This is a genomic window from Paraburkholderia caledonica NBRC 102488 (assembly GCF_000685095.1).
In the GTDB taxonomy this organism is placed as follows: Bacteria; Pseudomonadota; Gammaproteobacteria; order Burkholderiales; family Burkholderiaceae; genus Paraburkholderia; species Paraburkholderia caledonica.
The window spans coordinates 55,464-78,452 of record NZ_BAYE01000015.1; the positions used below are offsets into that span (position 1 = coordinate 55,464).

18 protein-coding genes and 1 pseudogene are annotated in these 22,989 nt (G+C 62.3%); 8 read left to right on the forward strand and 11 right to left on the reverse strand.

The genetic code is table 11. The features are described 5' to 3' along the window. Window positions 1–94: 94 nt before the first annotated feature. Genes BCA01S_RS25430 through BCA01S_RS25440 form a run of 3 tightly spaced genes read right to left on the reverse strand, consistent with a single transcriptional unit; the run spans window position 95 to window position 4,109 of the window. Window positions 95–1,390, reverse strand: coding sequence for a cytochrome c (locus BCA01S_RS25430; protein WP_027779334.1), 1,296 nt, complete (start codon window positions 1,388–1,390; stop codon window positions 95–97). A 12-nt stretch (window positions 1,391–1,402) separates the two neighbouring features. Continuing rightward, window positions 1,403–3,652, reverse strand: a complete 2,250-nt coding sequence (locus tag BCA01S_RS25435; RefSeq protein ID WP_027779335.1) for a xanthine dehydrogenase family protein molybdopterin-binding subunit — start codon at window positions 3,650–3,652, stop codon at window positions 1,403–1,405. 1 nt (window position 3,653) lies between these two features. Next, window positions 3,654–4,109, reverse strand: coding sequence for a (2Fe-2S)-binding protein (locus tag BCA01S_RS25440; RefSeq protein WP_020070414.1), 456 nt, complete (start codon window positions 4,107–4,109; stop codon window positions 3,654–3,656). 316 nt (window positions 4,110–4,425) lie between these two features. On the opposite strand from BCA01S_RS25440, the gene BCA01S_RS25445 reads away from it, so the two are divergent. Together BCA01S_RS25445 and BCA01S_RS25450 are read left to right on the forward strand one after the other, a co-directional pair. Then, window positions 4,426–4,824: a hypothetical protein gene (locus tag BCA01S_RS25445; protein ID WP_027779336.1), complete on the forward strand. Its 399-nt coding sequence runs from the start codon at window positions 4,426–4,428 to the stop codon at window positions 4,822–4,824. A 426-nt stretch (window positions 4,825–5,250) separates the two neighbouring features. Next, window positions 5,251–6,078: an alpha/beta fold hydrolase gene (locus tag BCA01S_RS25450; RefSeq protein WP_027779337.1), complete on the forward strand. Its 828-nt coding sequence runs from the start codon at window positions 5,251–5,253 to the stop codon at window positions 6,076–6,078. A gap of 20 nt (window positions 6,079–6,098) precedes the next feature. Here the strand turns inward: BCA01S_RS25450 and BCA01S_RS25455 are convergent, their stop codons facing one another. Together BCA01S_RS25455 and BCA01S_RS25460 are read right to left on the reverse strand one after the other, a co-directional pair. Continuing rightward, a complete protein-coding gene (locus BCA01S_RS25455) occupies window positions 6,099–7,031 on the reverse strand; it encodes a M23 family metallopeptidase (protein WP_084166927.1) in 933 nt (310 codons plus the stop codon). 456 nt (window positions 7,032–7,487) lie between these two features. Next, window positions 7,488–7,904, reverse strand: a complete 417-nt coding sequence (locus BCA01S_RS25460) for a hypothetical protein (RefSeq protein WP_027779339.1) — start codon at window positions 7,902–7,904, stop codon at window positions 7,488–7,490. Window positions 7,905–8,059: 155 nt separating this feature from the next. On the opposite strand from BCA01S_RS25460, the gene BCA01S_RS25470 reads away from it, so the two are divergent. Beyond that, window positions 8,060–8,503, forward strand: coding sequence for a hypothetical protein (locus BCA01S_RS25470; RefSeq protein WP_244146063.1), 444 nt, complete (start codon window positions 8,060–8,062; stop codon window positions 8,501–8,503). 118 nt (window positions 8,504–8,621) lie between these two features. Here the strand turns inward: BCA01S_RS25470 and BCA01S_RS25475 are convergent, their stop codons facing one another. Then, window positions 8,622–9,782, reverse strand: coding sequence for a porin (locus tag BCA01S_RS25475; RefSeq protein ID WP_027779341.1), 1,161 nt, complete (start codon window positions 9,780–9,782; stop codon window positions 8,622–8,624). A gap of 474 nt (window positions 9,783–10,256) precedes the next feature. Here BCA01S_RS25475 and BCA01S_RS25480 point away from each other — a divergent pair, with 474 nt between their 5' ends. Then, window positions 10,257–11,366: an OpgC domain-containing protein gene (locus BCA01S_RS25480; protein WP_027779342.1), complete on the forward strand. Its 1,110-nt coding sequence runs from the start codon at window positions 10,257–10,259 to the stop codon at window positions 11,364–11,366. 180 nt (window positions 11,367–11,546) lie between these two features. Beyond that, window positions 11,547–12,419, forward strand: coding sequence for an alpha/beta hydrolase (locus tag BCA01S_RS25485; protein WP_027779343.1), 873 nt, complete (start codon window positions 11,547–11,549; stop codon window positions 12,417–12,419). A gap of 52 nt (window positions 12,420–12,471) precedes the next feature. Here the strand turns inward: BCA01S_RS25485 and BCA01S_RS25490 are convergent, their stop codons facing one another. Next, window positions 12,472–13,572 carry an AI-2E family transporter gene (locus BCA01S_RS25490; RefSeq protein ID WP_027779344.1) on the reverse strand — a complete coding sequence of 367 codons (1,101 nt, stop codon included), beginning with the start codon at window positions 13,570–13,572 and terminating at the stop codon, window positions 12,472–12,474. A 362-nt stretch (window positions 13,573–13,934) separates the two neighbouring features. On the opposite strand from BCA01S_RS25490, the gene BCA01S_RS25495 reads away from it, so the two are divergent. Together BCA01S_RS25495 and BCA01S_RS25500 are read left to right on the forward strand one after the other, a co-directional pair. Then, complete coding sequence (locus BCA01S_RS25495) at window positions 13,935–14,222, forward strand: DUF3331 domain-containing protein (protein ID WP_027779345.1); 288 nt, start codon at window positions 13,935–13,937, stop codon at window positions 14,220–14,222. Between the two features lie 215 nt (window positions 14,223–14,437). Continuing rightward, window positions 14,438–17,023, forward strand: coding sequence for an adenosylcobalamin-dependent ribonucleoside-diphosphate reductase (locus BCA01S_RS25500; protein ID WP_027779346.1), 2,586 nt, complete (start codon window positions 14,438–14,440; stop codon window positions 17,021–17,023). Between the two features lie 53 nt (window positions 17,024–17,076). Here BCA01S_RS25500 and BCA01S_RS25505 read toward each other — a convergent pair whose 3' ends face one another. The 3 genes from BCA01S_RS25505 to BCA01S_RS25515 form a co-directional block, all read right to left on the reverse strand. Further along, window positions 17,077–18,912 (reverse strand): sensor histidine kinase, encoded by a 1,836-nt coding sequence (locus BCA01S_RS25505; protein WP_027779347.1) that lies wholly within the window; start codon window positions 18,910–18,912, stop codon window positions 17,077–17,079. After that, a complete protein-coding gene (locus tag BCA01S_RS25510; RefSeq protein WP_027779348.1) occupies window positions 18,912–20,021 on the reverse strand; it encodes an ABC transporter substrate-binding protein in 1,110 nt (369 codons plus the stop codon). Before BCA01S_RS25510 ends, BCA01S_RS25505 begins: the two co-directional genes overlap by 1 nt. A gap of 133 nt (window positions 20,022–20,154) precedes the next feature. Continuing rightward, a complete protein-coding gene (locus BCA01S_RS25515) occupies window positions 20,155–21,087 on the reverse strand; it encodes a 2-hydroxyacid dehydrogenase (protein ID WP_027779349.1) in 933 nt (310 codons plus the stop codon). A 249-nt stretch (window positions 21,088–21,336) separates the two neighbouring features. Here BCA01S_RS25515 and BCA01S_RS37360 point away from each other — a divergent pair. Further along, window positions 21,337–21,698 (forward strand): annotated as a pseudogene (locus tag BCA01S_RS37360) (GGDEF domain-containing protein); the annotation flags it as partial. 79 nt (window positions 21,699–21,777) lie between these two features. On the opposite strand, the gene BCA01S_RS25525 reads toward BCA01S_RS37360, so the two are convergent. Then, entirely contained in the window at window positions 21,778–22,767 is a 990-nt protein-coding gene (locus BCA01S_RS25525) for an AraC family transcriptional regulator (RefSeq protein ID WP_027779351.1), read from the reverse strand. Window positions 22,768–22,989: the final 222 nt, after the last annotated feature.

The following is a 22,989-nucleotide window of genomic DNA, read 5'->3' on the forward strand; positions in this document are numbered from 1 at the left end:
ACCGCGCGAGCCGCGTGCGTCGCAGAATGGAAAAAAGCGTCAACCGCCGAAAGACGGTTGACGCTTTTTCATGCGCTCACGCTTTACGCTACAGCTAGCGCGCCGCTTGAGTCGACTTGCGCAGCTTCGTCACGTCGGCGGCCGTGACTGCCGGCGCACCGTTGTTCCAGCCGGCACGCACGAACGTGAGCACGTCGGCGATCTGCTGGTCGTTGAGCACCGGCGCGTACTTCGGCATCGGATACGGCGCGGGAATACCGCCGATCACGAGATCCTCGGTGCCGTTCAGCGTCACGTTGATGAGCGACGACGCGTCCTTTTCCAGCACGTTCGGATTGCCGGCCAACGGCGCGAGCATCGGCGCAAAACCGCGTCCATCGACACCGTGACAATGCATGCAATAGGCGGTGTAGACGCGCGCGCCGGCATCGTTCGCGGGACGATTGAGCGACACCTTCGTCGTTTGCGGATCGTACTTGTAGGGCGGCGCACCGTTGCCGCCCACCGCCGGCAGCGACTTCAGATACGTCGTCATGGCCGCGATATCGCCGTCGTTCAGGTGCTGCGTGCTGTTGTTGATCACACTCGTCATCGAGCCGAATGCGGAAGCGTGACGATTCGCGCCAGTCTTCAGGAACGCCTGCAAGTCCTGATCGCTCCAGCGCCCGAGGCCCACGTTATGTTCGCCGGTGAGGTTCGTCGCGTTCCAGTTGTCGAGCAGACCACCAGTCAGGAACGCGTTGCCTGTTTCGTCGAGCGCCTTCTCCTGGAACGCGATGCCGCGCGGCGTATGACATGAGCCGCAGTGCCCGAGTCCCTGGATCAGATACGCGCCGCGATTCCATGCGACGTCCTTGCCCGGCTTGTTCTGGTACACGCCCTTCTCGAGGAACACCATGTTCCACAGCTTCAGCGGCCAGCGCATGTTCATCGGCCATTTGATGTCGGACTCGCGATTGGCCTGCTGCACCGGCGCGACGCCGCTCATGAAAAACGCGTAGAGCGCTTTCATGTCTTCGTCGTTGACCTTTGCATACGACGGATACGGCATCGCCGGATACAGGTTATGCCCGTCCTTTGCGACACCTTCGCGCATGGCGCGGGCAAAGTCCTGTTCCGTATAGCTGCCGATGCCGGTTTGCGGGTCAGGCGTGATGTTGGTGGTGTAGATCTGGCCCATCGGCGTGTTCATCGGCAAGCCGCCCGCGAACGGCTTGCCTTTCGGCGCCGTGTGGCATGCGGCGCAATCGCCGGCCTTGGCCAGATACGCGCCGCGTTGTACGAGCGCCTGGTCGGCTGCGGATGCCGCCGCGCTTGCCGGCGATGTCTGGGTCACAAATGGCAACGCCACGCATAGCGCCGCACCGAAACCCTTCAGAGTGTTTTTCATGTCGGGCTCCCGTTAAGCGGTTTTCAACTGGCTGCCGACCGGCAATTGCCGCAGCCGCTTGCCGGTGGCTGCGAAAATCGCGTTGGTCAGCGCGGGCGCGAGCGCGGCTGTTCCCGGCTCGCCGATGCCGCCCGGCGCCTCGCTGCTCTTCACAATATGCACGTCGATAGGCGGCGTCTCGTCGATACGCAGCATCCGGTAATCCGTGAAGTTGTTCTGCTCCACGCGGCCGTCCTTGATCGTGATCTCGCTATAAAGCGCCGCCGTAATGCCGAAGATGATGCCGCCTTGCACCTGCGCTTCGACGGTGTTCGGATTGACGACCATCCCGCAATCGACCGCGCACACCACGCGCTTGACCGCCACCTCGCCCTGATCGACCGCGACGTCGACGACGATCGCGAAGTAGCTGCCGAACGCATGCATGACCGACACGCCGCGCCCTTGCCCCTTCGGCAGCGCGCTGCCCCAATTGGCCGCCTGCGTGGCAGTGTTGAGCACGTTCAGCGCGCGCGGCGTCTTGCCGAGCAGATCGCGCCGGTATTTGACCGGGTCCACCTTGGCCTCGGCCGCGAGTTCGTCGATAAAACTTTCGACCACGAACGTGCCGCGCGTCGGGCCCACGCCGCGCCAGAACGCAGTGGGAATGGCGTGCGGCTCCTGGCGCACGTAGTCGACAAGCTGGTTGGGCAAGTCGTACGGCAGATCGGACGCGACTTCGACCGCGTCGGGATCGAGCCCGTCCTTGAATGCAGGCGGCGCAAAGCGCGCCATGATCGACGAACCGACGATCCGGTGCTGCCACGCGAGCGGCTTGCCGTTTGCGTCGAGGCCTGCGGAAATCTTGTCGTAGTAGTACGGCCGGTACATGTCGTGCTGAATGTCTTCTTCGCGCGTCCACAGCACTTTGACGGGCGTCGACACCTGCTTGCCGATCTTGACCGCCTGCGTGACCATATCGAACTCGAGCCGGCGACCGAAGCCGCCGCCGATCAGATGGTTGTGCACGACGATCTTGTCGGCGGGCAAGCCGGTCACGGCCATCGCCGCGTCGCGCACGCGCGTGGGCACCTGCGAGCCGAGCCAGATTTCGCAGCCATCGGGGCGCACATGCACCGTACAGTTGATCGGCTCCATCGTGGCATGCGCGAGAAACGGCTGCTGATAGACGGCATCGACTCGCGTCTTCGCGTTGGAAAAGGCGTGCACCACGTCGCCGTCTTTGCGTGCGACCGCGCCGTTGCGTTGCGACGCGTTGGCCAGATCGTCGACGATCTGCTTCATCGAAAGCTTTGCGTCCGCGCCCTCGTTCCATTGGATGTCGAGCGCCTGCAGCCCGCGTTTGGCTGCCCACGTGTGATCGCCGATCACGGCGACCGCGTTGTCGATCTTGACGACCTGACGCACGCCGGGGATTTTCTTCGCGTTGGTATCGTCGACGCTCGCAAGCTTGCCACCGAACACGGGGCAATTAGCGATGGCCGCATAGACCATGTCGGGTAGTCGCACGTCGAGGCCGAAGGTTGCGGTGCCGTCCACTTTTTCCGGCGAATCGAGGCGCTTCACGGCCGTGCCGATGATCTTGAAGTCCTTCGGGTCCTTCAGCGGCACGTTCTGCGGCACCGGCAGTTTGGCCGCGGCATCCACCAGTTGGCCATAGCCGATGCTGCGATTGCTCGCTGCGTGAATGACCTGGCCGGATTTCGCATGGCAGCTCGCGGCGTCCACTTGCCATTGCTGCGCGGCCGCGCCGATAAGCAGCATGCGCGCGGTGGCTCCTGCCTTGCGCATCGGCTCCCATGCATAGCGGATCGACGTCGATCCACCGGTGAGCTGGCCGCCGAGCAGCGGGTCGGTGAAGAGCTTCTCGTCCGGCGGCGCGTGGTCGAGCGTGACTGTGTCGAGCGGCACTTCGAGTTCTTCGGCGATCAACATTGGAATCGACGTATAGACGCCCTGACCCATCTCGACCTTCGGAATCACCAGCGTGACCTTGCCTGCTGTATCGATCTGGATGAACGCATTCGGTGCGAACACGCCGTTCTGCGCCGCTTCGTTTGCGTCGCCGCCAATCACCGACTTGCCGGCTTTCTGGTCCTGACTGACGGCCGGCATGCTGAAGCCGAGCAGCAGCCCGCCGCCCGCCGCCGCGCCCACGGTCACACTCAGCTTGAGGAACGTGCGGCGCGACACGCCGCGCTTTCCGTTTGCCTCGGGCGAGGACGTTGCGCCGTTCTGTGCATCGAGCAATCCTTGCGACATATCAGACTCCCTTCGCTGCATGCTTGATTGCAACGCGAATGCGGTTGTACGTGCCGCAGCGGCAGATGTTGCCCGCCATGGCCGCGTCGATGTCAGCATCGGTAGGATTGGGGTTGCTCGCAATCAGCGAGGCCGCCGACATGACCTGGCCCGACTGGCAGTAGCCGCATTGCACCACGTCCAGTTGACGCCACGCCTGCTGCACCTTCTGGCCCGCGGGCGTGTTGCCGACGGCTTCGATGGTCGTGATCTTCTTGTCGCCGACGGCCGCCGCCGGCAATACGCACGAGCGCACCGCGACGCCGTCGAGATGAACGGTGCAGGCGCCGCACTGAGCGATGCCGCAGCCGAACTTCGTGCCGGTCAAGCCGACGAGATCGCGAAGGACCCACAACAGAGGCATGTCGGGCGGCGCGTCCACGGTATGTGTCTCGCCGTTGATATTGAATGTTGTCATGATCGACTCCTTGTGGGGTTATCTTTTGCCACGCTGTTTAGTCATGACCGGCGTTCAAAACGCAGTGACTCGCCGCGTTTATTCGACAGCAATGACTAATGCGCGATGCCAATGTGCGCCGTTGCAAAGGCGTCGTCGCGTAACTGCACGCCAGGCATCGCGCTATTGGCTGCGAGGGTTCGGCGAATTGTAGCCGTGCATTAAGAACTTCGCCTGGACCCCGCCATTGGTGTGCAATGGCACCGGAGCGGCCCCAGGCGCCGCATTTTTGTTAGCATGGACGAGACCTGCACCGACTATCCGAAGGAGCCGCATCATGAACGACCAGCAATGCACCCAATTCCTCTCGGAGATCCGCAGACCTTTGCTGGCGCTGCATAAGGCGATACTCGATCATGAGCGCGCGTCATACGAGAAAGAATTCGGCCCGGTCACGCCTGCGGCGTTTCTGCAAGTGCTGATCAACGGTACGGGCTTCCGCTGGCTCACGCCGCTCTCGACGATCATCGCGAACGTCGACGAAATTCTCGACGACAAGGAAGCCGACGCCACGGACCGGATCGCCGCTGCCGAAGCCGTTGCCGGCCTCTTCTCCCCCGACCAGCCAAACAATACTTTCCTGCCACGTTATCTGCCGCTGCTGCAGGCCGATCCGGCGATACTCCATTTGCATGGCCAGGTATCGCAGCTCTTGCGCGGCACGCAGGCGAAGTAGACACCGACAGGCCTCGTCTCCCGGATTTCCTCACCGTTCGCAAGCCGCTGCATGTGGGGAGTGTGCGTTAATCCGGCTTGCTTGTTCATATGCGGCGGAGCTTCGCCAACCAGCGATTACCAGGCTTTGCCAGCCGTGACCGCGCAAAATCGCCCTGATTCAAGGGCATTCATGCGCGATTCGTAAAGATGATGCATGCGTGACCGGTCGACGGGTTGGCGTGCAAGCGCGATGAAAGATCTATCGGCCAAATTGCCTGGGTTTGCTGAACAATCTGAAGGTGAGCTTTTGCGGGACGTGAGTGGCTATGCCGAGCAGAGTCTGCATGTGCATCGCGGCGCCTGCCGCAAAACCACGCAAAACCGTCATGCATGCTATCGCGAGGCCTGCTAACGTAAGCAGACTTCGTCACCACCGCTCACTGCCATGGACGACTGGTCACTACCCCAAACCTATACGTTCCGCGATCAAAGCGTGCGCTTCAACGTGACAGGAACCGGCCCGCCACTCGTGCTGGTGCATGGCACACCGTTTTCATCCTATGTCTGGCATCGCATCGCGCCACATCTCGCGCAACGCCGCACGGTCCACTATTACGATTTGCTGGGCTATGGGCAGTCCGCCATGTGCGACGGCCAGGACGTGTCTCTTGGTGTCCAGAATGAGTTGCTCGCCGAGTTGCTCGCGCACTGGCAATTGAAGAGCCCGGATGTGATCGCGCATGACTTCGGCGGAGCCACGTCGTTGCGTGCGCATCTGATCAACGGCTGTGACTACCGCAGCCTCATGCTGATCGATCCGGTCGCGCTCGCCCCGTGGGGCTCGCCGTTCGTCCAGCATGTGCGCCGCCACGGCGATGCCTTTGCAGAGCTGCCGCCCTATATTCACGAGGCGGTGGTCAACGCGTATGTGCGCGGCGCGATCGCGCGCGACATCACAGATCAGGAGCTTGCGCCGTACGTGACGCCATGGCTCGGCGCAACAGGGCAAGCCGCGTTCTACCGGCAGATCGCGCAAATGGATCAGCGCTATACAGACGAAGTCGAACCCCGCTATGCGCAACTGCGCTGCCCGACGCAGATTCTGTGGGGCGAAGAGGATCGGTGGATTGAGCTGGAGCGCGGCCGTCGTCTGGCCGCGCTGATTCCGCAGGCGCGCTTTCAGGCCGTGCCGCGCGCAGGCCATCTGGTGCAGGAGGATGCGCCGGAAGCAATCGTCGCGGCGGCGCTCGGTTGGTTCGGGTGGCTCGACTGAAGCCGCCCGCCGGGGTGCGCCTAGCCGCGTCCTTGCGGCAGGTACGGCATTGGATCAATGGGCTTGCCGTCGCGGCGCAATTCGAAACCGACCGAGACGCGTGAGTTGTTCTGATCGCCCATCTCGGCGATCTGCTGCCCTTGACGAACGATGTCTCCGGTCTTGACCAGCAGCTTGCGGTTATGCGAGTAGGCGGTAAGAAAGTCTTTGTTGTGCTGGACGATGATGAGACTGCCGTAGCTGTTCAGCCCCGTACCGGCGTACATGACCTTGCCGTCGGCCGCAGCACGAACCGGATCGCCGGGCTTGCCGCCGATCTCGATGCCGCGCGTTTCGCCCGGCTGAAACCCTTCGACCACCCGGCCGCCCGCCGGCCACGCGAGTGCAACACCGTTCGCGTGACGCATGGTCTGTTGCGCGACTTCGCGTGCTTCGGCGGCACTGGGGCCGGCCGAAGCTTGCGCGGCTGACGACATTCCGGCTGCGGCAGCATCGGCCGCGGAAGTCTGCGCGACGGAGGCGCTCGACGTAGCAGCGGTGGCTTTGTCGGCAGCCACTGCCGCGTTGACCGCCTGCGCCGTTTCCGGCGATGCAACACGCAATACCTCGCCCCGCTTCAACCGCGACGAAGCCTTGAGGCCGTTCCACGCCTGCAACTGCCCGACGCTGCAATGATGACGCTGCGCGATGCGCGCCAGCGTGTCTCCGCGCTTGACCCGATACACCAGCGGCGGCGCCTTCCTGAGTGGTGAGGCTTCATTGGCGGCTGGCGTCGGCGTATTCGTCGATGCAGACGGTCCCGCCGTGCCTGCCAGGCTTGTGGCGCCTGTTGCCGATGCCCCGTCGCCCTGCGCACCCTGCTGCCCGAAGTTCGCGCAACCGGTCATCGCAAGCGCCAGCGACGCGCCGGCAATGCTGACCATTATTGCTCTGTCGAAACGCTTTCCGATCATGTTCAAATCCTGACGTATCTTGTTGGCAGGCCGCAGGCGCCTGGCCGCAAGCGATGCGCGCGATTGAACAACGCGCAGCCTTTCGTGTTGCGACCCGGCGAGCGCGCGCTGCGCGCCCCGCACCATTGCCGCCCTTGCCTTGCATTCGACCGGCCCGGCTCGTCGATTCGTCGCTCGCGCGGCGGCGGATTCGGGCGCTCAAAGCAGCCACTCCCTCCGAGGACGGGCCAGACCGGACTAAATTCCCAGCAGAATTGTAGAGTGGCTTCAACAGAAAACCCGGCGCGTCACACAGTCTGATACAAACGTTACGCACGGCCTTGCATGCGCCGTTGCGCGCGCAACGGCGCGGGCAACGCGATCGACGCCATCTGCTTAACGGCACGCCACCGTCAGAACTTGAATGGCCGGTTCGGAAAACGCGATGGACCACGCACAGCAGTCAACCTGCGAGTGTCAGCTGTAGTACTGCCCCGCATAGCGCACGTAACCGACGGGATGGTGAGTGAAGTGCAGGACTGGCAGGACAGGGCCCGAATTGTCGTCGGTCGGATAGGCGTTCGCCTCGGGAATATATTCGCCTTGCACCTCGATCGGTTGGCCGGCTTGTAGTCCGGGAATCTCTTCGGACAGTCCCTCGTTATCGCCGAATCGAACCGCCACGAACACTTCTGTGCCGACCAGATTTTGCGTGCCGCCTTCGAACTTCAACACTTTGTCGATCTTGATGACCATATGCTGATGATTCGCGCCGTGGTGGTTGTCCGGACTCGCGAATACTTTGCTGACTGTGCCTTGCACGCAGGCGAGCGGCGCGCCCAGCGAATGAACATAGCGATGGTGAGGAAGAATTTGCGTCGCACGATTGCTCATGAAATCTCCATTGAAGAAGTCAGGTCAATGTCACGGTTGACTGAGCCGGGATGGCGCCCGCATCCGCCCCCGCGCTTTAGGATTTCTCCGAAGCGTGATTAGGAAACGGACGATAGGTTGAAGAGCATAAAAAAAATATTCTTAGGCGTCTTTTGATGCTGACTGCCGCGCACCGAAAAAGCTCCCCAGTTGCTCAACTGAAATACCTTCCCTTCAGAATATTTTGCTTCATCAACCCTCACCTGGGCGATGAAGAAGTCGAGGTTCAAGTGGATTCTCTTACATCAGCCAACCGCTTCATGGGCGGTTTCTTCTTTGGCGCTGTGATCGCTACCGCCATCATGGTGCTGGTCTGCGTCGGGGCTGAATTTTCCCCGTTCATGGCCAGACTGCATGCACTCGAACAGGTCATTGCGACGGCGGTCATCTCGCTGCTTATCGCCGACACCAAGCCGGTTCTGTACAAGACGGTATGGAGCAAGCGCCGCAGCAGCTTTATTCTCGACGAAGATCTGAGTGCGACTCTTCGCGGCCGAACCTTCGGCATTCCCGCAGGCGTGATGGCCGGCATTCTGGTGCAAAACGTCGTGATGAACTGAGCATCGAATAAAGCAGCCGGTGCGAATGGCCGGCAAAAAACGGCGCGCCTCGTGAACTGCTCATTGGGGCGCGTTTTCTTTTGTATTGTCGTTATCGGCGGCGGCGTACAGATCGGATCTAGAATTTATGCCGTATCGCGGCGCGCACCACGACCTGTTTCGATGTCGACGACGGCGCTTGTGCGCCGGTTATAAACGCATCATCGAGTATCGAGTAAGTGGAGTCGCCAGTCACGTGCTGGTACTCGCCTTGAATGTAGACATCGGTGCGTTTGGACAGGTTGTAATCGGCCATCAAACCAAATGAATGGATTTTCGGTTTGACGCCGCCGCTCGACGCGTCGTAGTTTTCCATCGTGTACACGTACTGTGCCCCGACGAACAGCACCGGTGAAAACTGGTATTTCCCATTCAACTCGAAGTTCTGATATTTCAACGAATTCAGCAATACGCCGGGCGGCACTAGCGGCGTAACGCCGAGATAACCATTACCGGTCGGATTCAGATAGTTCGAGTTGCTGTACACAAAGCCCGCCGTAGCCGGACCGAAATTATAGGTAATGCCGCCGCCGAACACGCGCATACGGGTTGCGATAAAGCTGGCGTCATTGGCGGTAATTGCACCATTCACGCCATTGCCCGGATTATTGGCCTGTAAATAGGCGGCGCTAACGAGCAGCCCTCCGTAGGCGTACCGTCCGCCGACGCTATAAGCGCGGTTATTGCCGAAGTTGGTATCGTTACTGAAGCTGTATGTGCCGCCGAATTGAAAACCGCTAAGCGACGGGCTCGTGTATTTGACGGTGTTGTCAAGGCGAAACGAGTTATCCGTGTTGTCGTTATCGTAGGGGTGCGAGAACAGCGAGCCGGCCCAATTGCCATTGGCCGTGGTCTGCGCCAGATAATCGACTACCGAATCGTATTGGCGCCCGAACGTCAATGTGCCAAAGCGGTCCGCGCTCAGGCCGACGAAAGCCTGCCGCCCGAACATACGGCCACCCTGATTGAATCGCCCGGAGCTCAGGTCGAAACCATTCTCGAGCTGAAAAATCGCCTTAAGGCCGCCGCCAAGTTCCTCCGCGCCCTTGAGCCCCCATCGGCTGCCTTGCGCATAGCCGCTCGCCAACTCGTAGGCATGGCCACGGCCGGCGTTGTTCGTGTAGTTGATACCTTCGTCGAGCACGCCGTACAGCGTGACGCTCGTCTGCGCCGAAGCTGGTGCGCTAAAAGCGGCGGACACAGCGGTGGAAACAGCGAGCGCGAACACTTGCTTGTTCATGACGATCCCCCTGCACTCGAGTAATGGGCCTAACTCGATCCGACGCCTTCTTCTTGACCCTACGACAACGCGCTTCTGAAAGCCCGACGCGCTTACAGGAAATCCTCACACGCCGTAAGCCGTCCGTCCATTGGGTGTCGCGTGGATATGTCAAAACGTTGCGAAATCTCCACTGTCTTTAACCGCCTATTCCGCCGACAACCCATGTGGGCGGGCGTCCCATTTGCGTGACTCCAAGCAGACTTGTCACAGAAAGAAATATAATCGCTGACTTTCGCGGCACCGAAGCGGAACTCCGCCGCTCTGCCCGGGTCATTTTTACTGCATCGTGCAACCGTGCCTTCGTGCCGGTCGACAGCGGCAACGCGATTGCGCGGCCGCAGCAGCACTCATCCACTATTCCAAAGCCTTGTGAGACGCCCGACGCGCTGAAAGAGCGCGCCGTCGCACGCGGCTGCTTTTGGCATAAAAACAATGAAACCGTCGCAATCCCGTTTAGTCGAGCTCGACTTTTTTCGCGGACTCGTTCTGCTGATCATCGTGGTGGACCACATCGGCGGAAGCATTCTGTCGCGCGTCACGCTGCACGCGTACGCGCTGTGCGACGCCGCGGAAGTCTTCGTCTTTCTCGGCGGCTTTGCCACAGCAACGGCTTACGCGGCGCTCGCCGAGCGGCGCAGCGAAACCATCGCTCGAAACCGCTTCCTGCGGCGCTCGCTGGAAATCTATCGCGCGTTTCTCGTGACCGCCGGCCTGATGCTGCTCGTAAGCGCGGTCCTGAACGCATTCAGCATCGACGCGCCGAACCTCGCGATCACCGACCTCGACGACCTGATGGACACGCCCGTCGCCGCCATGCGTGACATCCTGTTGTTCCGCCGCCAGCCGTACCTTGCGTCGGTGCTGCCCATGTACGCTTTCTTCGCGCTGCTCGTGCCGATGATCCTGCCGCTTGCGCGCAGCAAGCCTTGGCTTCTGCTTGCCGGCAGCGTCGCGCTGTGGGCCGGCGCGCCGGCCATCAATGCGTATCTGCCGGCCGCGCCCGACATGCATTGGGACTTCAACCCGTTCGCCTGGCAGTTGCTGTTCGTGCTCGGCGCGCTCGCGCGCTGCCAGCCCGTCTATCAGCGAGTGAGCGAACATCGCCTCGGCTGGCTCGTGACTTTCGCGGCGTGCTCGGTAGTCGCGCTCGCCGCTTACTACAAGCTCTTTATCGAACGCCAGCCGCTCGATGCGAGCTTCAAGCAGAACCTATCCTACTTGCGAGCGGTCAACTTCCTCGCCATCGCGTGGCTTGTCGCCAATCTGATCGAGCTTGGCTGGGCAAGAAAGCTCGCCGAGTCGCTGCCGTTGATCGGTGTCATCGGACGCAAGGGGCTGCTTTGTTTCATTGCCGGCGCAGTGATCTCGCTCGTGGTGGACTCGGTGCTGTATGCGGCAACCGACGGCTATCTGAACTATCCGCTAGGTCTGCTCGCCGACGCGTGCGCGGTCACTGCCTTGTTCGCCGTCGCATGCGGGACCGAGCCGCTCAAGCGCCTCGTGACGCGTCTTTTCAGCACGCGGCTTCGCACGTCGCCTTAACGCGCCGAAAGCAATGCGCATGGCGGCACCCTCAACACGCCGCTTCGCAAAGCTTTTGCCCCACCGCGTGCCCGGTATCGAGAACAGACGATCGCCATAAGGCGCTTTGGACAAAGATCCACCGGATGCTGATAGCATGACGGCCGCGCGTCATCTGGCGCGGCTGCTTCCTACCCTGACATGCGTCCATTCCTACATTCCGTGCTGGCTGTTCTTTGCGCCGCTTGCGGCGCTTCGTCTTCTGCAAGCACGGTAACGAATCGAAGCTTCCATTCGTCCGCGCTCGGACGCGACTGGTCCTACACGCTTTATCTGCCGACCGGCTATCGTCCGGACGCGGCGCGCATTCCGGTCATCTATCTCCTGCACGGCAACAATGGCGACGCGAATGACTGGATCACCCAAGGCCATTTGCAAAGCACGGTCGACGCGCTGATCGAACACCGCGATATCCCGCCGGTCGCGGTCGTGATGCCGCAAGGCGGCACCGATTGGTACGTGGATCGCAAGGAAAAGATGGAGACCGCTTTCTTCGACGATCTCCTGCCCGAGATCGAAACGCACTACGCCGTATCGACCCAGCGCGCCGGGCGGATGATCGGCGGCGTCTCGATGGGCGGCTTCGGCGCGTTGCGCTACGTGATGACGCAGCCGGAACGGTTTTGCGGCGCGCTGCTGCTGAGCCCTGCTATCTATGCAAACGAGCCGCCGCGCGGTTCGGCGGCGCGACGTGTCGGCGTGTTCGGCGAGCGGCAATTCGATCCGCGCATCTGGCACGAGCTGAACTACCCGGCGCAGTGGGAGCGCTATATGAGCCGGCCTTATCGCGTGCCCATCTTTATCGCCGCCGGCGACGACGATCTCGCCATTCAGGCCGACGCGTCTTTGCTTTACACGCACCTTCGGTTGGCCGGCAATCCGGCAGCGCTGCGCATTATCGACGGCGGCCACACGTGGGACGTATGGAGCGCCCTTCTGCCGGGCGCATTGAAATACACACTCGGCTGCGCGAGATCGCCGGTGCAGGAACATCCGTCGAATCAGCGGCCCTGAGCCGGGCGCCGCGCGGATGCCGGAACCGGCCATTGCAACCGTGTGCATGCAACTACTGCACGAGGTCGGTCCACAGCACCGTCAGCACGGTCATCAACGCCGGCCCGATAAAGAGGCCAAGCAGGCCGAACGTCTCGGCGCCGCCGAGAATGCCAAAGAGCACGAGCAGAAACGGCAGGCGCGTCGAATTGCCGATCAGCACCGGCCGCACGAAATGCTCGGCGACGAACACCACGATCGCACCGAACACCAGCAGACCGATTGCGCCCGCCACCGATCCTTGCGAGAACAGCCACAACGCGGCGAGGCTAAAAGTAATCGGCGCGCAGAACGGCAACATCGCGGCGATCGCGGTGATGAGCGCGAGCAGCGCCACGTGCGGCAAGCCCGTCACGAAATAGGCGACGCCGAGCAACGCACCTTCGCCTAGTCCCACCACCACCAGCCCGGACACGGTGCCGCGTACCGCCGTGGCCATGCGCTGAACGAGCTGCGCGCCGTCTTCACCGAAACCGCGCCGCAGGCCTCGGCTCAGTGCGCCCGACAGACGCGGCCCCGCCTGGAAGATCACGAACAACGTCACCAGCATGAATGCGAAGACGGTGACCGCATGAACGGCGCGCGCGCCGAAGTGGCGCCCGAGCGTGACGACCGTGGAGCTGTGCAAGCCCTTCATCGCTGCGGAATCGCGCAACGGCGGCGCGAGATAGGTCTGCCACCACGCTGCGACCTGCTGTGCGCCGAACGGCAAACGGTGAAGGAAATCCGGCATTGCGATGCCGTTCTCCTGCGCGGTCTTGAACCACTCGGTGAGGTCATGCGCTTCGCGCAAGGCCTGCCCAATGCCGATGCCGACCGGCAGCACCACCAGCAACGCTATTGCAAGTGTCAGCACGGCCGCGATCAAGGTGGTGCGGCCGGTGAGCCAGCGGTTGCCTTCGACCTTGCGCAGCAACGGCCACAGCGCAATAGCCAGCACGCCTGCCCAGGCGACCACCGGGATGAAGTCGCGCACGACCCACAACGCCAGCAGCACGAGCCCAATGTAAAGCACCAGCGAAGCCGCCCTCTGCTTCTGGACGCGCCCAGGCGTTGCCAGCAACTCCGTGGAATGCGTCGACTCTGGCGGCGTAACGGGTGGACGTGAATTCATGTGAGCTCTTCTATTAATGCCTATGTGTTGAGACCGGGATGCGCGCGAGCCGACTCGCCAAAGCCAAACACGTTAGACTTGCGGGACGCGCTCGAACCATCGCAATGACATCTTAAAGGAAGCGCGCGCACGCCTCTGACCGCGGTTCTGGTGTCTCAGCGGTTACAACACTGCGTTGCAAAAAACGCTCCTATCCGATTTCGTGCTAGCAAACCCGCCGCCAGGCCCCGCCGTTTCAAGCCCCTTCGAAAGTCAAGTCTGATTGTTGCTAATTGGGGAACAGTGTTTCAACGGGGACACAATGGCTCTGCGGCGCGCGCGGGTCTACATTCGGCACACTCACAAATACGGAGCCGACGATGATGACCCTGGAGTCCATCCCCCTTGACGGTACCAACGGCGTACGCATCGAAATTCTCGAGCGCTCCGACACGACGCTGGTGATCCGCTGGGTCGAGCCCGGACGATGTCATTACGGCGAGCAGCGCTGGCGGCGCAGATCCGCGCACACTTCGGGAACGTGCGCAGTGACGCGTCGCAAGATTCGACGCGGCGACGCGGTATTCAAGCCGGCCGAGCGCCCAGCGCCGGCGAATGCGTCCGCCATGATCTGCGCCGAAATCGTCGGCGCGCTACCTGCCGAAGCCTGATTTTTTCTGCTGTATCCCTGTCTGCACGCCGGCGCGGCAGTGCGGTTCCCAGACCGCGCCGCGCACAACCCTCCCCGATTGCGGCCCTTCGCCACGTGCGTTAAGGTGGACCTGCTTGCGTCAAGTCATCCTGCCGGCTCACCGCGCGGGGGTAACGTGACGTGCATATTCACCTATCGCGCCGTGCGCGCCACGGCGCTGCTCGAGGGCATACCATGGCAGAAGACACGCCGCATCCGTCGACCCGGCAGGACACCGGCGCGGCGAGCGCGCCTCCCACTCCCCTAGTCGCTCCGCAGCAATTTTCCACCGACGTCCTGCTCGAAAAGTACGCGAAAGGCGACGAGCAATCCGCCGACGACGTCTTCAGGCGCGTCGCCCGCGGCGTCGCCGAGGCCGAACCGCCGGAACTGCGCGAGTCGGTAGAAGCGCTTTTCGTCGACAACCTGCGACACGGCGCGCTCGGCGCCGGCCGCATCATGAGCGCGGCGGGCACCGGCATCGCGGCCACGCTGATCAACTGCTTCGTGCAACCGGTCGGCGATGCGATTCAAGGCGTCGACGAGCAAGGGCTGCCTGGCATCTACGTCGCGCTGCTGCAAGCCGCGGAGACGATGCGGCGCGGCGGCGGCGTCGGCTACAACTTTTCGGCGATCCGGCCCAAGGGCGCGCGCGTTCACACCACGAGTTCGTCGGCGTCCGGTCCGTGCAGTTACATGGATGTGTTCGACGCGTCCTGCCGCACGGTCGAAAGCGCCGGCTCGCGGCGCGGCGCCCAGATGGCCGTGCTCGACTGCAATCATCCGGACCTGCTCGAATTCATCGAGGCGAAGCACTCGAAGGGACGCTGGAACAACTTCAACGTCTCCGTCGGCGTAACCGACGAATTCATGCGGGCGGTCGAAGAGGATCAGCCTTGGCAGCTCGTGCATCGCGCCGAGCCGTCGCCGGCGCTGCGCGCGGCAGGCGACGTCAGGCAGCGGAACGACGGTATGTGGGTCTACAGCGAGCGGCCCGCGCGCGAGATCTGGGACCGCATCATGCGCTCCACTTACGACGTCGCAGAACCGGGCATCGTCTTCATCTCGCGGATGAACGACGACAACAACCTGCGCGCCGTCGAAACGATTCGCGCGACCAACCCTTGCGGCGAACAACCGCTGCCGGCTTACGGCTGCTGCAATCTCGGCCCGCTGAATCTCACGCGTTTCGTGATCGATCCGTTCGCGCAAATGAAAGGCGGCAAGCCGTCATTCGACTGGGACGGTCTCGCGAGGCGCACGCGCACGCAGGTGCGTTTTCTCGACGACGTGCTCGACGTCACGCTATGGCCGCTGCCGCAGCAATACGACGAATCGCGCGCGAAACGCCGCATCGGCGTGGGCTTTACCGGGCTCGGCGATACCCTCGTGATGCTCGGCTTGCGCTACGACTCGCAGGAAGGCCGCGACTTCGCCGTGAGCATTGCGCGGCTGATGCGCGATGAGGCGTATCGCGCTTCGGTGGAACTCGCGAAGGAGCGCGGCGCGTTTGCGCTCTTCGATGCCGCGCGCTACCTCGAAGCCGGTACCTTCGCATCGCGCTTGCCCGATGACATCAAGGAAGCGATTCGCCGCCACGGTATTCGCAACAGCCATCTTCTGTCGATCGCGCCGACCGGCACCGTAAGCCTCGCATTCGCGGACAACGCGTCCAACGGCATCGAACCTGCATTCTCGTGGACCTACACGCGCATGAAGGTGATGGCGGACGGCGGCCGCGAATCGTTCGACGTCGAAGACTACGCGTACCGGCTTTACCGCGAGCTGGGCGGCGACGTGAGCAGGCTGCCCGACTATTTTGTCAGCGCACTCGAAATGTCCGCGCGCGATCATCTGGACATGATGGCGGCCGTGCAGCCTTACGTGGACACGTCGATCTCGAAGACGGTCAACGTGCCCGCCGACTACCCGTTCGGAGCCTTCGAAAGCCTCTATTTCGATGCGTGGAAAAGCGGCCTCAAGGGTCTCGCCACGTATCGGCCGAACGAGACCCTCGGCGCGGTGCTCAGCGTGAGTCCGCCGCAAGCCGACGACACGCTGGCCGAAACCGATCTCGATCCGCTGCGTATCGCGATCGACCATCGGCCGAAAGGCGAGCTGCCGGCGATCATCGAGAAGGTCGAGTATCTGACGCAGGCCGGCAAAAAATCGCTGTACGTCGCGGTATCGTTTATCGAGGTGACAGGGCGTCTCGGCGGTGAAGACGTGACAATCGAGCGGCCCATCGAATTCTTTATTCCGACGGGTCAGCGCGACGAGTCGCAGCAATGGATCACGGCGACCATGCGTTCACTTTCGCTCGCCGCGCGCGGCGGGTTCGTCGCACGCAATCTGCAGGACATGCGCAAGGTGTCGTGGGATCGCGGGCAGGTGCGTCTTGGCGAAGTGCAGCGTCTGGACGGTCACCGCACGCCGCGCTGGCACGATTCGGAAGTCGCCGCCCTCGCCTTTGCAATCCAGCAGATCCTGCACCGGCGTGGATTCCTCGATGCCGAGGGCAATCAGGTTCCATCGCGCCTGCTCGCGCGTTTGCCGCGCGGACAGATGAAAGCGGAAACCGCGTTGCCCGCGGACTTCGGCATCCGCCCGCATCCGGGCGAAGCCGAAACCAGCACGTTGCAATCGACGCAGCCCGGCGTGCTACCAGGATTGCATACGATGCTGGGGCGCAAATGCGGGTCGTGCGGCGCGAACGCCGTGATTCGCAAGGACGGATGCGACTTCTGCACGGCGTGCGGCGAAGTGGGGGCTTGCGGGTGACAGGCGCGGGCCGCTACGTATCGGGAAGTATTGAAACGACTCGTCACACCAGGTCACGACACGAAGGTTGCCCGCACATCGTCCGATAGTGGAATGCGCACCGCGACGACAGTACCCGAACCGGCGTTGCTCGCAATCGAGAGCGCTCCGCCGATCAGGCGGGCGCGCTCGGCCATGCCGAGCAATCCGTACGAGCCGCGGTGCCCGGCCGACACGGCATTCAGATCGAAACCGCAACCATCGTCGCGAATCTCCAGGTCGATCGACGCGTCGTCCGAACGCAGCGTCAATACCACGCGCGACGCGCGCGAGTGGCGCGCCACATTGGTGAGGGACTCCTGCGCAATGCGGAAAATGGCCGTCGCACACGAATCCTCGAGTGCCGGTTCGTCGCCATGCGTCACGAACGAGCAGCGAATGTGGTGGCGTCCGTGGAAGTCCTCGGCGAGCCATTCGAGCGCGGACACAATGCCGAAATTCAACGCTGCAGGCCGCAAATGATTGGCCACGTTGCGCACCATCCACATGGTTTTCTCGACGAGTTCGCGCATTGCTTCGGTCTTGCGCAGCGCGTCCGGATTGCCCGCCAGTTTCATCTGCAGCAATGAAATGTCGATCTTGAGCGCGGTCAGAAGCTGGCCGAGTTCGTCGTGAATTTCGAGTGCGATACGCTTTCTTTCCTCTTCGCGAATCACTTCGAGGTGCCACGACAATTGCCGAAGCTCCTCGCGCGAAGCCCGCAGTTCCTGCTCGGTGCGTTTGCGCTCAGCGACTTCCACCTGAAGCCTGTCGCGGTGGCGGCGCAGGTTGTCCAGCGCATGCTTGCGAGCCGTGACATCGGCGAGCAGGCCGTCAAGCCGAACGATATCGCCATGCGAGTGCGCGACGCCGCGCGCGCTCAGTTGTACCCAGATTGCCGTGCCGTCAGGTCGCGTGAGCTGCAAATCGAGCTCGGCTATTTCGCCGTCCCGCTTCAGACGCGCAAAGAGGTCGTCCACCAGTTCGGACGAAAACGGCCGCTTGCCCGGCTCGCCGGTTCCCGCAGCGACGAGCGCCGCTGCGCTGCCATAGCCGAGCAGACGCGCCATCGCCGGATTGGCTTCCTCCAGCCAGCCGTTGCGATGCAGCCGGAAAATGCCCTCCAGCGCGTTTTCAACAATGCTCCGGTACTTCTGTTCGCTGTCGTAAAGGCGCGCCGTCGATTCGCGCAGGCGGCGCGCCATTGCATTGACGCGCGCAGCGAGGCGGCCGAGTTCGTCGTCGGACTCCACTGCGCAACGTGCATCGAGATTGCCGCCTGCTATGCGGTCCACCATTTCTTCGAGCCGGTTGATGGGACCGCGCACCATGCCGTTCAGCAGGACCAGTGTGGCCGCGTAGAGCGTGGCGACCATGGCGGCTATCGTCGCGAGAATTGCGTTGCGCGCATCGCGCATTGCCTGCATCGCCGGTGCTCTCGACAGTTGAACGCGGACCTCGCCGAGCTTCTCGCGCGGCGCATTGCCGGGCGGCTGGTATTCGATCGGCCGCACGCGCACCACGTCGCTGGACTGGTCGGCGCGGCGTGCGCCCTTGACCTCGGCCACGACGCCATAGCCTACCGCTGTGACCGTGAACTGCACGACCTCCGGATTCGGCGAAAGTGCGGAAAGCTGGGCGCTGATTGCGCCGCGGTCCACGTTCCAGAGCGGCAACGCGAGCGAACGGCTGAACAGATCGGAAATGCGGGCGGCTCGTTCTTCGAGTTCGGAAAATTTCTGCGCGCGCTGGCGCTCGATCAGCAGATAAGCCGACGTGCCCGCGATCACTGCGACCAGTATCGCAAGCGCGAGCATGAGCTTCGCGTGCAGGTTCAACGAGCGTAGACCCGGAAGCGCAAATGGACGCATCACCCGCTCCGGGCGAATGGACCGACAAGCCGCGCGAGACTGAAATCGTAGGGGCCGGGTTCGGGGTGCCGCACCTTCGAAAACATCGTGAAATCGAACTCGTCGCCATGATCGGAGATCGCCTGGCTGAAGCGCTCGACGTTGCCCTGATGAACCACGCTCAGAAAATCCAGCGTCTGGCGAGCGCCTCCCGATGCCGCAAAATCTTTGCCGTGATGATAGTCGTATAGCAGCACCATCGCCCACGCGCCGATGAAGTAGTCGCCGCCCACCATCGCGGCGAGTCCACCCTCAGCGACGCTGCGCAGCGCGCCTGGCAGCGCGCCCATGCCGCCGACGAGCACGCGCGCGCCGCGCGACCGGACCGCGCTCAGCACACCTAGCGCCATCGAATCATTAGCAGCCCAAACGAGATTGGTGTCCGGATAGCGCGCAAGCAGTACGCGTGTCTTTTCCTCGCTATCCGCGTAGCTCCAGTCACTGAACACCAGTTGATACATTCGCGAGCCGCCGGCGCGCGACAGGAACGCGTCGACACCCGCGGCGCGCTCCTGCGAAACCGGCGTGTTGGGGTCTCCGGTGATGCCGATCACCCTGGCCGGTTCGCCGGCCAACCGGCCGCATAAATAGCTCATCAGACGATAGCCGCCGCTCGTCGCGTTGGCTGTCACCGTTCCGATCCAGTTCTGTAGGACTTGCCGCTCGTCACCGATCTCACGACGTTGCCGCGCGGTGACGTCGTTATGAATGACGACAACTTTCGAAGACGAGCGAGCAAGCGACTGAAGCATCTGCTGGGCGGCCATTTTTTCATTGACGATTACCACGTAATCGGGAGGATCGGCGCGGCGCGCGACCTCTTCGGCTTGACGCAGCATGAGCAGATGATCCCGCTCGGCGTACACAACGTCGAGACGCATGTCGAAAGACCGCGCCGCAATACCCATGAATTCCGACACCAGTTGCCAGTGCATTCCGGTGCCATGCTCGACGGCCTCACCCGGGTTCAGGAACACCACACGAGGTCTGCCCGCGGATGCGCGAGCCAGGCTGACCGGGCCGAGCAGAGCGCCTAGCGAGCATGCAGCGAGCGCATCTCTGCGTTTCATATTACCAATAGGTCGACCATGACGCGGGACACTCATTATGAGTCTACCGCCACGCCATTGCACCTCTGGCAAATGCGTAGGCGGCGGCATTCACAGCGGTCGCAATGGACAGACGAAAGCCAGCGGCCTCTGGTCAGATTGGGGTCAACACAGGCTCGCCAGCGAAATGCCGTGCGGCGTTCCGCAGAAAGTTGTTCATGGCTGCCGCTATCGCGTCGGGCGAGCGTCCGCCGACGTGCGGTGTCAACACGACGTTGCGCAGCTTCAGCAAGGCGGCGGGCGGCTGCGGTTCGCCCTCGTATACGTCGAGTGCCGCGCCTGCGATCGTCCCTGCTACGAGCGCTTGCGCGAGCGCCGCGGTATCGAGCACGCTGCCGCGAGAAACGTTGACGACGAAACCATGCGGGCCCAGCGCCTCCAACACCCTGGCCTCGATCAGATGATGCGTACCCGCACCGCCGGGCGTCGCGATCACGAGGAAGTCGCACCACTGCGCGAGTGCTCCGACGTCGTCGAAATAGGATAACGATATGCCTTCGCGCGGTTTGCGGTTGTGGTAGCCGATCTCCATGTCGAAGCCCGCGCCGCGCCGCGCGATCTTCTCGCCGATGTTGCCGAGCCCCACGATGCCGAGACGCTTGCCCGAGACATTCGGACGCATCGGCAATGCATCGCGCCATACGCCTTCACGCGTCGCCTCGTCGAGTCGCGGCACATCGCGCACGATCGACAGGAGCAACGCAAACGCGTGGTCGGCGACGCAGTGATCGTTGGTGCCCGCTCCGTTCACGAGCACGATGCCGCGCGAGCGCGCATGGTCGACGGCGACGTTTTCATAGCCTGCGCCGAGTGCGCTGATGAATTCGAGCTTCGGCATGCGATCGATCTCAGCCGCGCTGAGCCCGCGTGTGCCGTTCGTCAGCACCGCGCGGATCGTCGCGCCGTGAGCGGCGATGACAGCGGCATGTTGGGTCGAATCGGGCGCGTACACGATATCGAATTCCGCCTCGATGCAAGCGCGGCTCGCGTCGTCGAGATGAATGAGAATCAGCAGAGAAGGCTTCATATTCGTCTTTTTTCTCGTTGGCGTGTGTCAGGTTGGCAAATGAAACGCGTCAAATCGAGTGTAACAAGACCGACCAATGCGTGCTGACGCGAAGCCCTGCTGCAAGCCGATGAAAGCCGTTTGTTTTTTAGGCGGCTTCAAAGGGGCCGTAAGATAGACGGACTTTCCGCTAAGAGAACCTCATGCTGGATACTCTGCCAGGCGTCCCCAAGCCCGCCAACGACGATTCGAAAATGTTCGACCTCGCGCGTCGAATACTTCAGCGCGGTCAAGCATCTGCTCGATCAGGCGCGGGCGGCCGTCATTAGCGATTTTCGCGTGTTTACCGATGTGCATCCGGAGTTCGTCGAGCGCTGCATGCAGGAGATCACGAGAAGAAGTGGGGCCTCGTGCTCGTCGCGCTGACCGACATCACCGCACGCAAGAAGGCCAAAGCGTACCTCGAACTTCTCGGCAAGCATGACGTGCTCACCAAGCTGCGCAATCGTTCGTTCTATGTGGACGAACTGAACCGGCTGGAGCGCAAAGGTCCGTGGCCCGTCACCATCATCATGGCCGATCTGAACGGCTTGAAACGCGTAAGCGACCAGCTCGGCCACGCTGCCGGCGATCACGGGGTGGACTGCAAAATGGACGCCGGTAATTTCATGTTGAAGGCGGCGTATCTGAAGCAGGTGTGAGGAAGCGCGCTTACACGGCCGTGACATAACGTGCGACCGGCTGCACGATTCGCGGCGGCGGTGAGTCGTAGATTGCGCGCATGCGCTTCACTTCGTCGACGGGACTCAGGCCAAACAGGCGCTTGAATTCGCGGCTGAATTGCGAGGCGCTTTCATAACCTACGCGCGCCGCTGCGGCGCCCGCATTCAAACCGTCTTGCACCATCAACAGGCGCGCGTGATGCAAACGCGTGGTCTTCACGTATTGCATCGGCGAAGTCGCTGTCACCGCCTTGAATTGCGCGTGAAAAACAGCGAGGCTCATACCGGCTTCCGCAGCAAGCGTATCGACGTCGAGCGCGCCGTGATAATCGGCGTGGATGCGACGCAGCGCCTTTGCAACGCGGCCAAAATGATTCTGATGCGTGAGCGCCGCGCGAATCGCGTCGCCCTGCTCGCCGGTCAACACCCGATAACAGATTTCGCGCACGATGCTGGGCGCGAGAATGCGCGCGTCGAGCGGCGAGGCCAGCGCATCCAGCAGACGCTGCACCGCGCTGCTCAAAGCGGGATCGAGCGGCGTGGAGTAGATGCCGAGCGGTTCGTTCTTCGCAGTGCCTTGCGTTTCGTTGAGCGCCATCAACAACTCGGCCACCATGGTCAGATCGACCCGAATAGAAATGCCGAGGAACGGTTGGTCAAAGCTCGCTTCAGTTTCGCATTCGAACGGCAGCGGCACGGACAGCACGAGATACTGTTGCGCATCGTACTGGAACACCTGGTCGCCGAGATAGCCGCGCTTGCGCCCCTGACACACGATAACAATGCTCGGCTCGTACATGACCGGCATGCGCGGCAGCGGGCTGTTGGCGCGCATCAGGTTCACACCTTCCAGGCTCGAACGCGTCATGCCGGGCTTCGGCGCGAGCATGTCGAATACCTCGATCAGGCGCTGCTGCGCGGCGTCGGCCACTGGAAGTTCGGCTGCGGGTGACGACAGTTCGGACGAGTGCTGCGACATGACGATATAGTGACGTACAAGAGAATAATGCTTGAAATTTAGCACCAAACTGCCTGGTGCGCTTCTCTCCAGGAGTTTTAGGCAAATCTTCAAGACATTCAGGTATTCACTGAGTGGCCGCGCGCTCCTACTATGGGAACCCTGCCGGATCATCCTTTCCGCGCTACGCCACCAGTCTGGTCGGCAGTTCAAAATAATGAACTTGCCACCCATGCGGGCGTT